Origin of the sequence: Desulfogranum marinum, from assembly GCF_016918565.1 — a bacterium.
Classification (GTDB): Bacteria; Desulfobacterota; Desulfobulbia; order Desulfobulbales; family Desulfobulbaceae; genus Desulfogranum; species Desulfogranum marinum.
Map to the genome: position 1 here is coordinate 1 of NZ_JAFFQD010000164.1, position 438 is coordinate 438.

General features: G+C 61.2%; 1 protein-coding gene. It reads right to left on the reverse strand.

The window, feature by feature from the left end:
- The coding region (locus tag JWH17_RS23325; protein WP_205225099.1) for an MFS transporter at nt 1–438 on the reverse strand (438 nt) is incomplete at both ends.

The window sequence follows — 438 nt, forward strand, 5'->3', positions numbered from 1 at the left end:
AGGATGGCCGAGAACGCCGAGGCCAGCACCAGCCCGATGATCACCGTCAGCACGGCCGTCCAGAACAGGTTGGCGTACGGCAACAGCAACGTGAACGGCGCCACGCCCAGAATCGACACCCAGATCACCACCTTGCGGCCTACGCGATCCCCAATCGGACCTCCCACGATCGTGCCCACCGCCACCGAGAACAGGAAAAGGAACAGGAACAGCTGCGACGTCTGTGCCGACAGGTGGAACTTGGTGATCAGAAAAAACGTGTAATAGCTGTTCAGGCTCGCCAGATAAAAGTACTTCGAGAACAGCAGCACGACCAGCAGCGTCATCGCAAACGCGACCTGCCCGCCTGACAGCTTGATCGCGGCATGTGCACGGCCACCCGCCTTGCTGCCATGGCCCGCGGCACGTTCACGCTTGTACCAGCCGCCCACGTGATAC